Here is a 6,861-nt window from a genome sequence, read left to right on the forward strand (position 1 = left end):
CGCCCCGCCCGTCCGTCCTGAAGCAACGAACAGTCCTGAAGCAACGAAAGCGAGCATGACGACAGCCATGGCTGACGCTCAGAATGCCCCGGTGGGCTCCACCACCGCCGGATCCATCGCGGTGGCCGCAGAGTCGACCGTCGCCACGCGCATGAGCGCACCGCCCTCCTTCGACGTGGCGGACTTCCCGGTCCCGCACGGCCGCGAGGAGGAGTGGCGGTTCACCCCGCTGGCGCGCCTGCGGGGTCTGCACGACGGCACCGCCACCGCCTCCGGCGACGGCGTGAAGGTCACCGTCGACGCCCCCGAGGGCGTCACGGTGGAGTCCGTCGGCCGCGGTGACGCCCGCCTGGGCCGCGCCGGCAAGCCGGTCGACCGGGTCGCCGCCCAGGCGTACTCGGCGTTCGAGCAGGCCACCGTGGTGACCGTGCCCAAGGAGGCCGTGCTGGGCGAGCCGGTCCGCGTGACCGTCGCCGGCCAGGGCGGCACCTGCTACTCCCACACCGTGGTCGAGCTGGGCGCGTTCGCCGAGGCCGTCGTCGTGGTGGACCACAGCGGCGACGCCGTCTACGCCGGCAACGTCGAGTACGTCCTCGGCGACGGCGCCAAGCTGACCGTCGTCTCCGTGCAGGACTGGGACGAGAAGGCCGTCCACGTCGGCCAGCACAACGCGCTGGTCGGCCGCGACGCCTCCTTCAAGTCCGTCGTCGTCACCTTCGGCGGCGACGTGGTGCGCCTGCACCCGCGCGTCGAGTACGCCGGTCCCGGCGGCGAGGCCGAGCTGTTCGGCCTGTACTTCACCGACCGGGGCCAGCACCAGGAGCACCGCCTCCTCGTCGACCACAACATCCCGCACTGCAAGTCCAACGTGGTCTACAAGGGCGCCCTGCAGGGCGAGCAGGCCCACGCGGTGTGGATCGGCGACGTGCTGATCGAGGCCGCCGCCGAGGGCACCGACACCTACGAGATGAACCGCAACCTGGTTCTGACCGACGGCGCCCGCGTCGACTCCGTGCCCAACCTCGAGATCGAGACCGGCGAGATCGTCGGCGCCGGCCACGCCAGCGCCACCGGCCGCTTCGACGACGAGCAGCTCTTCTACCTGATGGCCCGCGGCATCCCGGAGTACGAGGCCCGCCGCCTCGTCGTCCGCGGCTTCTTCGCCGAGCTGGTCCAGCAGATCGGTGTCGACGACATCGAGGAGCGCCTGCTCGCCAAGATCGACGAGGAGCTGGAGGCGGCGGTCGCATGACGGCCTTCGTACGCGCCTGCGCGCTGAGCGAGCTGGAGGAGGACACCCCCAAGCGGGTGGAACTCGACGGCACGCCGGTCGCCCTCGTGCACACCGAGGGCGAGGTGTTCGCGATCAACGACGTCTGCTCGCACGCGAACGTCTCCCTCTCCGAGGGCGAGGTGGAGGACTGCCGGATCGAGTGCTGGCTGCACGGCTCCGCGTTCGACCTCCGCACCGGCAAGCCGTCCGGCCTTCCCGCCACGCGCCCCGTCCCCGTATACCCCGTAAAGATCGAAGGGGACGACGTGCTCGTCTCCCTCACCCAGGAGTCCTGAGGCCACCATGGCAACGCTTGAAATCCGAGACCTGCACGTCACCGTCGAGGCCGACAACGCCACGAAGGAGATCCTCAAGGGCGTCGACCTCACCGTGAAGCAGGGCGAGACGCACGCCATCATGGGCCCCAACGGCTCCGGCAAGTCGACGCTCGCCTACTCCCTGGCGGGTCACCCGAAGTACACGATCACCGGCGGCACGGTCACCCTCGACGGCGAGGACGTCATCGAGATGTCCGTCGACGAGCGCGCCCGCGCCGGCCTGTTCCTCGCCATGCAGTACCCGGTCGAGGTCCCCGGCGTCTCCGTGTCGAACTTCCTCCGCACCTCCGCCACCGCCATCCGCGGCGAGGCCCCCAAGCTGCGCACCTGGGTGAAGGAGGTCAAGGAGGCCATGGAGCGCCTCAACATGGACCCCGCCTTCGCCGAGCGCAACGTCAACGAGGGCTTCTCCGGCGGTGAGAAGAAGCGCCACGAGATCCTCCAGCTCGAGCTGCTCAAGCCGAAGATCGCGATCCTCGACGAGACCGACTCCGGCCTCGACGTCGACGCCCTGCGCGTCGTCTCCGAGGGCGTCAACCGGGTCCGCGAGAGCGGCGAGGTCGGCACCCTGCTGATCACGCACTACACGCGGATCCTGCGCTACATCAAGCCCGACCACGTCCACGTCTTCGCGAACGGCCGCATCGTCGAGTCCGGCGGTCCCGAGCTCGCCGACAAGCTGGAGAACGAGGGCTACGAGGCCTACACGAAGGGTGGCGCTTCCGAGTGACACAGCTGCCGGGCCTCCTCGACGACCTTGAGGCGATCCGCAAGGACTTCCCCATCCTGGACCGCGAGGTCCACGACGGGCGGAAGATCGTGTACCTGGACAACGCCGCGACCTCGCAGAAGCCGCGTCAGGTGCTCGACGCCCTCAACGCCTACTACGAGCGCCACAACGCCAATGTCCACCGCGGGGTGCACGTGCTCGCCGAGGAGGCCACGGCGCTGTACGAAGGCGCGCGCGACAAGGTGGCGGAGTTCGTCAACGCCCCCAGTCGCGACGAGGTGATCTTCACCAAGAACGCCTCCGAGTCCCTCAACCTGGTCGCCAACATGCTGGGCTGGGCCGACGAGCCCTACCGCGTGGACAGCGACACCGAGATCGTCATCACGGAGATGGAGCACCACTCCAACATCGTGCCGTGGCAGCTGCTCGCGCAGCGCACGGGCGCGAAGCTGAAGTGGTTCGGCCTCACCGACGACGGCCGCCTCGACCTGTCGAACATCGAGGAGGTCATCACCGAGAAGACGAAGATCGTCTCCTTCGTGCTGGTCTCCAACATCCTCGGCACGCACAACCCGGTCGAGGCGATCGTGCGGCGGGCCCAGGAGGTCGGCGCGCTGGTCTGCGTCGACGCCTCCCAGGCCGCCCCGCACATGCCGCTGGACGTGCAGGCCCTGGGCGCCGACTTCGTGGCCTTCACCGGCCACAAGATGTGCGCCCCGACCGGCATCGGCGTCCTCTGGGGCCGCCAGGAGCTCCTGGAGGACCTGCCCCCGTTCCTCGGCGGCGGCGAGATGATCGAGACGGTCTCGATGAGCTCGTCGACCTACGCCCCGGCGCCCCACAAGTTCGAGGCGGGCACCCCGCCGATCGCCCAGGCGGTCGGTCTCGGCGCGGCGATCGACTACCTGTCGGCCATCGGCATGGAGAAGATCCACGCGCACGAGAAGGCGATCACCGAGTACGCGGTCAAGCGCCTGATCGAGGTCCCCGACCTGCGGATCATCGGCCCGGCCACGGCCGAGGACCGCGGCGCGGCGATCTCCTTCACGCTCGGCGACATCCACCCGCACGACGTGGGCCAGGTCCTCGACGAGCAGGGCATCGCCGTCCGGGTCGGGCACCACTGCGCGCGGCCCGTCTGCCTGCGGTACGGAATTCCCGCGACCACGCGAGCGTCGTTCTATCTGTACTCCACGCCGGCCGAGGTCGATGCCCTGGTCGACGGCCTGGAGCACGTACGGAACTTCTTCGGCTGAGAGGACGCGGCGGAGCCGTGAAGCTGGATTCGATGTACCAGGACGTCATCCTGGACCACTACAAGAACCCGCACGGGCGTGGTCTGCGCGAGGGCGACGCCGAGGTGCACCACGTCAACCCCACCTGCGGTGACGAGATCACCCTGCGCGTGAAGTACGACGGCACGAAGGTCACCGACGTGTCGTACGAGGGGCAGGGCTGCTCGATCAGCCAGGCCTCCGCGTCCGTGCTCAACGAGCTGCTGGTCGGCAAGGAGCTGGACGACGCGCGCGAGATCCAGGAGACCTTCCTGGAGCTGATGCAGTCCAAGGGGAAGATCGAGCCGGACGACGCCATGGAGGAGGTGCTGGAGGACGCGGTCGCGTTCGCCGGCGTCTCCAAGTACCCGGCCCGGGTGAAGTGCGCGCTGCTGAGCTGGATGGCCTGGAAGGACGCGACCGCCCAGGCGCTGGGCGCCACCGACAAGGAGACCCCCGCATGAGCGAGACGGTTGAGATGAAGCCCGCCTCGGAGGAAGAGGTCCGAGAGGCCCTGCTGGACGTCGTCGACCCCGAGCTGGGCATCGACGTCGTCAACCTGGGCCTGATCTACGGCGTGCACGTCGACGACGCGAACATCGCGACCATCGACATGACGCTGACCTCGGCGGCCTGCCCGCTGACCGACGTCATCGAGGACCAGGCCAAGTCGGCCACCGACGGCCTGGTCAGCGAGCTGCGGATCAACTGGGTCTGGATGCCGCCGTGGGGTCCGGACAAGATCACCGACGACGGCCGCGAGCAGCTGCGGGCGCTGGGCTTCAACGTCTGACGCCGCCCGCGCCCGAAACGGCCTGACGGCCCTTCCCCACCCCCCTGCCGGGGGCCGGGGAAGGGCCGTTCGTCGTACCCGGGGAAGGAGGCGCCTCAGGCGGTGCCGCCGCGCAGGATCGACGCCATCTTCTTGCCGCGGGCCAGCTCGTCGACGAGCTTGTCCATCCAGCGGATCCGCTGCATCAGCGGGTCCTCGATCTCCTCGACCCGGTGGCCGCAGATCACGCCGGTGATCAGCGAGGCGTTCGGGTTCATCGCGGGGGCCCGGTCGAAGAAGGTCTCCAGGTCCGTGCCGTCGGCGGCGACCCGGTCCAGTCCGGCGTCGTCGTAGCCGGTGAGCCAGGTGATCACCTGACGGACCTCGTCCTCGGAGCGGCCCTTGCGCTCCACCTTGGTCACGTACAGCGGGTAGATCGAGGCGAAGGTCATGCGCCTGATGCGGTCGGCGGCCACGGTGTGCTCCCCACGTCGTCGGTCGCTCCCACTGTAGTTCGACGGGGTGCGGGCGTCGGTCGTGTGGCCGTCAGCCGGCGCCCGGGCCCGCGCCGCCGTCGCGGACCGCCCGGAGGGCCTCCGTCACGCTCGCCACCACGTCGGTGACCGGGTAGAGGACGCGGCGGACGGTGCGGTCCCGGTCCACCACCAGCGTCAGCCGCTTCAGACGGCTCACCCCGCCGGCCCGGAAGGTGGGCAGGCGCAGCGCCGCGGTCAGGGCCAGCCCCGCGTCCGACAGCAGGGGGAAGCGCAGGCCCTCCGCGTCCGCGAACGCCCGCTGCTCGTCCGGGCGCTGGGTGGAGACGCCGTGCACGGTCGCGCCCGCCGCCGTGAACTCGGCCAGGCTGTCGCGGTAGGTGCAGGACTCCAGGGTGCAGCCCGGCGCGCCGGGGATGCCGGCCCAGCCCGGGGGATAGGCGTCCTTGCGGGCGTAGGCCCCGGGGAAGCAGTAGAGGACCGTGAACGGGGTGTCGGGACAGACCGGGTCACGAGGCCCGCCGTCCAGGTCCGTCAGGGTCAGCGGGGGCACCCTGGTGCCGGTCAGGGCCAGGACGCGGGCCGCCTCCGCGGACTCCTCGGTCGCCGTCGCCATGGTCTCTCCCTCCCCCAGGAGCCAGGTGTCCCCCCAGTCCTGGAGCGCGATCAGCACGGGCAGCAGGGCGCGCCCGCGCGGTGTGAGCCGGTACTCGTGGCGGACCGGCCGTTCCTGGTACCGCTCCCGGGAGAGCACGCCTGCCTCCACCAGCAGCCGCAGCCGCTCGGCCAGCACCTTGCGGGACATGCCCAGCTCGCGCTGCAGCTCCTCGAAGCGGTGCAGGCCGCGGGCGGCGTCGCGCACGATCAGCAGCGTCCACCAGTCGCCGACCACGTCCAGGGCCTGCGCGATGGCGCAGGAGGCGTCGTTCAGGCTGGTGCGCTGGGCCATGGCGGTACTCGCTTCTTCGGTGGCGTGTTGACCCGAGGTTGCCATGCTGACATAGTCCGTTCCCAAAGGGAACTGACTCCGGCGGGTGGGGGACACGAGGATGGGCGCGGTGCGAGGGCTGCGGGAACTGCCGGGCGCGGTCCGGCTGCTCGCGGTGGGCGTGTTCGTCAACGCCTGCGCGAGCTTCACCTTCGTCTTCGTCTTCCTGTACCTGACCGGGCCGCGCGGGGTGGGCGCCGGCGGGGCCGGGCTGGTGATGGGCGCGGCGGGCGTCGGTCTGATGGCCGGCAACTTCACCGGAGGCTGGTTCGGCGACCGCTGGGGGCACCGCCGCACCCTCCTGGCGGCGGCCGCCTGCGGAGGGCTGCTGCTGGCCGTCGTCCCGGCGCTGCCCACGCCGCTGCTCGCCGCGGTGCTGCCGCTCGCCCAGTACGCGCTGGGTGTGGTGCGGGTGGCCAACTCGGCGCTGGTCGCCGTCACCGTGCCCGAGGGAACCCGGCGGCAGGCGTTCGCGGTGATCCGCAGCGCGAGCAACGGGGGGTTCGCGGTGGGGCCGCCGCTGGGGGCACTGGTCGCCACCCAGGTGTCGTACGACTGGCTGTTCCTCGCGGACGGGCTCGGGACCCTGTTCTTCGCCGCCTGGACCGCCCGGGTGGTGCCCGCCCGGGGCGCCTCCAGCGGCGCGGGCGCTCCCGGGGGCCGCGAGGCGGGCGGGCGGCTGTGGCCCCAGCTGAGGGCGCGGCCCGCCCTGCTGCTCCTGCTCGGCGGAATCCTGCTGGTGGACGTCACCTACCGGCAGCTGTACACGACCTTCCCGCTGCACCTGGCGGGGCAGGGGCTGGACGCGCGGGTCTACGGCTGGCTGATCGCCGTCAACGGCGCGATGATCCTCTGCCTCGAACTGCCGGTGACCCTGGCCCTGCGGAACCGGCCCGCCCTGCTCGTGGTCGCCGGCGGGCTCGCGCTCGTCGGCGCGGGGTACGCGGTGCTGGCCACGGGCAGGGCGGGCCGGTTCCGCAGGGCCAGGGTCA

Annotated in this window: 9 protein-coding genes; 7 read left to right on the top strand and 2 right to left on the bottom strand. The window is 71.1% G+C overall.

Annotated elements, in window-relative coordinates; genetic code table 11:
- Positions 1-67 precede the first annotated feature (67 nt).
- The 6 genes from sufD to ACOV8S_RS12265 are packed head-to-tail and all read left to right on the top strand — an operon-like array spanning position 68 to position 4,408.
- Positions 68-1,252 (top strand): Fe-S cluster assembly protein SufD, encoded by a 1,185-nt coding sequence (sufD, locus tag ACOV8S_RS12240; protein WP_448317803.1) that lies wholly within the window; start codon positions 68-70, stop codon positions 1,250-1,252.
- Positions 1,249-1,569 carry a bifunctional 3-phenylpropionate/cinnamic acid dioxygenase ferredoxin subunit gene (locus tag ACOV8S_RS12245; protein ID WP_448317804.1) on the top strand — a complete coding sequence of 107 codons (321 nt, stop codon included), beginning with the start codon at positions 1,249-1,251 and terminating at the stop codon, positions 1,567-1,569. The genes sufD and ACOV8S_RS12245 overlap by 4 nt, the downstream gene beginning before the upstream one ends.
- A gap of 7 nt (positions 1,570-1,576) precedes the next feature.
- A complete protein-coding gene (sufC, locus tag ACOV8S_RS12250) occupies positions 1,577-2,341 on the top strand; it encodes a Fe-S cluster assembly ATPase SufC (RefSeq protein ID WP_351118199.1) in 765 nt (254 codons plus the stop codon).
- The gene (locus ACOV8S_RS12255) at positions 2,338-3,597 is read left to right on the top strand and encodes a cysteine desulfurase (RefSeq protein ID WP_448317805.1); all 1,260 of its coding nucleotides are present in this window, start codon (positions 2,338-2,340) and stop codon (positions 3,595-3,597) included. The genes sufC and ACOV8S_RS12255 overlap by 4 nt, the downstream gene beginning before the upstream one ends.
- Before the next feature lie 17 nt (positions 3,598-3,614).
- Positions 3,615-4,079, top strand: coding sequence for a Fe-S cluster assembly sulfur transfer protein SufU (gene sufU, locus ACOV8S_RS12260; protein ID WP_448317806.1), 465 nt, complete (start codon positions 3,615-3,617; stop codon positions 4,077-4,079).
- On the top strand, positions 4,076-4,408 hold the full coding sequence (locus tag ACOV8S_RS12265) for a metal-sulfur cluster assembly factor (protein ID WP_351118196.1): 333 nt from the start codon (positions 4,076-4,078) through the stop codon (positions 4,406-4,408). Before sufU ends, ACOV8S_RS12265 begins: the two co-directional genes overlap by 4 nt.
- A 95-nt stretch (positions 4,409-4,503) precedes the next feature.
- Here the strand turns inward: ACOV8S_RS12265 and ACOV8S_RS12270 are convergent, their stop codons facing one another.
- Together ACOV8S_RS12270 and ACOV8S_RS12275 are read right to left on the bottom strand one after the other, a co-directional pair.
- On the bottom strand, positions 4,504-4,863 hold the full coding sequence (locus ACOV8S_RS12270; RefSeq protein WP_448317807.1) for a DUF2200 domain-containing protein: 360 nt from the start codon (positions 4,861-4,863) through the stop codon (positions 4,504-4,506).
- Between the two features lie 70 nt (positions 4,864-4,933).
- Positions 4,934-5,830 carry a winged helix-turn-helix transcriptional regulator gene (locus ACOV8S_RS12275; RefSeq protein ID WP_448317808.1) on the bottom strand — a complete coding sequence of 299 codons (897 nt, stop codon included), beginning with the start codon at positions 5,828-5,830 and terminating at the stop codon, positions 4,934-4,936.
- Positions 5,831-5,930: 100 nt separating this feature from the next.
- On the opposite strand from ACOV8S_RS12275, the gene ACOV8S_RS12280 reads away from it, so the two are divergent.
- A partial coding sequence (locus tag ACOV8S_RS12280; RefSeq protein ID WP_448317933.1) for an MFS transporter occupies positions 5,931-6,861 on the top strand: 931 nt, incomplete at its 3' end.

The organism is Streptomyces sp. CO7, from assembly GCF_053474865.1.

What these genes read in the sequence shown, in the direction of transcription:
- sufD (WP_448317803.1), top strand. Translation starts at nt 68, where the DNA reads ATGGCTGACGCTCAGAATGCCCCGGTGGGCTCCACCACCGCCGGATCC.
- ACOV8S_RS12245 (WP_448317804.1), top strand. Translation starts at nt 1,249, where the DNA reads ATGACGGCCTTCGTACGCGCCTGCGCGCTGAGCGAGCTGGAGGAGGAC.
- sufC (WP_351118199.1), top strand. Translation starts at nt 1,577, where the DNA reads ATGGCAACGCTTGAAATCCGAGACCTGCACGTCACCGTCGAGGCCGAC.
- ACOV8S_RS12265 (WP_351118196.1), top strand. Translation starts at nt 4,076, where the DNA reads ATGAGCGAGACGGTTGAGATGAAGCCCGCCTCGGAGGAAGAGGTCCGA.
- ACOV8S_RS12275 (WP_448317808.1), bottom strand. Translation starts at nt 5,830, where the DNA reads ATGGCCCAGCGCACCAGCCTGAACGACGCCTCCTGCGCCATCGCGCAG.